Source organism: Buttiauxella warmboldiae, assembly GCF_003818135.1.
In the GTDB taxonomy this organism is placed as follows: domain Bacteria; phylum Pseudomonadota; class Gammaproteobacteria; order Enterobacterales; family Enterobacteriaceae; genus Buttiauxella; species Buttiauxella warmboldiae.
Map to the genome: position 1 here is coordinate 1 of NZ_RPOH01000135.1, position 1,590 is coordinate 1,590.

The window sequence follows — 1,590 nt, forward strand, 5'->3', positions numbered from 1 at the left end:
TTTTGCGATATATCCCCAGAGTATCCCGAGTAGAGAAATGAAAAATATTCTTGCCATTCAGTCCCACGTGGTTTTCGGCCACGCGGGCAACAGTGCCGCCGAATTTCCGATGCGCCGTCTGGGCGCCAACGTATGGTCACTGAACACGGTTCAGTTCTCTAACCATACCCAATATGGAAAATGGACCGGCAGCGTGATGCCTGCCAGCCATCTCAGTGAAATTGTGCAGGGCATTGCCGATATCGGCCAGCTTAAACGCTGTGACGCGGTGCTGAGCGGCTATCTTGGCTCTGCGGAACAGGGCGAGCATATTCTTTCCATCGTGCGCAAAGTGAAAGAACAAAATCCGCAGGCGAAATATTTCTGTGACCCGGTTATGGGCCATCCTGAAAAGGGCTGTATCGTCGCGCCGGGCGTTGCCGAATTCCATACGCGTTACGCAATGCCTGCCAGCGACATTATTGCCCCAAACCTGATTGAGCTTGAAATCCTGAGCGGCCATGCGGTGAATACGGTTGAAGAGGCGGTTGTCACGGCGCGTGAACTTATCGCGCAAGGTCCGCAAATCGTGCTGGTGAAACACCTGGCGCGTGCGGCTTATCAGCAGGATCGCTTTGAAATGCTGCTGGTAACGGCAGACGAAGCCTGGCATATTCACCGCCCTCTGGTCGATTTTGGCGAGCGTCAACCGGTTGGCGTGGGGGATGTGACCAGCGGCCTGCTGCTGGTGAAATTATTGCAGGGAGCCACTCTTCGCGAAGCGCTGGAGCATGTGACCGCCGCGGTGTATGACGTCATGGTCGTGACGAAGCGAATGGCGGAGTACGAACTGCAGCTGGTGGCGGCCCAGGAAGGAATAGCGAAGCCTGAGCACTATTTCACCGCGGTGAAACTGTAATAAAACAGGCGGATGACGCTTTCGCGCCTCCGCCTTGCGATTTAAATCCCTTCCGCAGTTAAAGCCGCGGCGACGGCCGGACGCGCTTTCATACGCTCCATAAATGCATCAATATTGCTTAATCCTTGCAGATTGAGGTTCAGCGCCTGGGCCCAACGCAGAACGGTGAACAGATAGGCATCCGCCACGCTAAAGCGCAGCCCCATCAGCCACTGCTTGTCATTAAGTTCTTCATTTACGTATTTGAATTTCTTCTCAAGTGCCGCACGAGTCGTGGTTTTGAACGCGTCAGGAGTGGCTGGATTAAACAGCGGAGAGAAACCTTTATGCAGTTCGGTGGCGATGTAGTTCAGCCATTCGAGGGTGTGATAGCGCGTCATGCTGCCTGCCGGGGCGAGTAGCTGGCGATCCGGTACTTTGTCTGCAAGATACTGCACGATGGCGACGCCCTCGGTCAGCATAGAGCCGTCATCGAGCAGCAGCGCCGGAACCTGGCCTTTCGCGTTAATCTCAAGATAATCATCTCCCGCTTCGGTCTTCTTCGTGGCCAGATCGACATTGACCAGTGAGAAATCAATACCGCTTTCGCGCAGGATGATATGTGGGGAGAGGGAACAGGCACCAGCTTTATAATACAGTTTCATTACTGAACTCCTATGGGGCGCTAAAACACCGGGATTGCTGACAAAGAA

At 54.2% G+C, this 1,590-nt stretch carries 2 protein-coding genes; one reads left to right on the forward strand and one right to left on the reverse strand.

The window, feature by feature from the left end:
• Positions 1-37: 37 nt before the first annotated feature.
• Positions 38-898: a pyridoxal kinase PdxY gene (gene pdxY, locus EHN07_RS20410; protein ID WP_124025827.1), complete on the forward strand. Its 861-nt coding sequence runs from the start codon at positions 38-40 to the stop codon at positions 896-898.
• Positions 899-939: 41 nt separating this feature from the next.
• Here pdxY and gstA read toward each other — a convergent pair whose 3' ends face one another.
• Complete coding sequence (gstA, locus tag EHN07_RS20415) at positions 940-1,542, reverse strand: glutathione transferase GstA (RefSeq protein ID WP_124025828.1); 603 nt, start codon at positions 1,540-1,542, stop codon at positions 940-942.
• Positions 1,543-1,590 lie beyond the last annotated feature (48 nt).

What these genes read in the sequence shown, in the direction of transcription:
- pdxY (WP_124025827.1), top strand. Translation starts at nt 38, where the DNA reads ATGAAAAATATTCTTGCCATTCAGTCCCACGTGGTTTTCGGCCACGCG.
- gstA (WP_124025828.1), bottom strand. Translation starts at nt 1,542, where the DNA reads ATGAAACTGTATTATAAAGCTGGTGCCTGTTCCCTCTCCCCACATATC.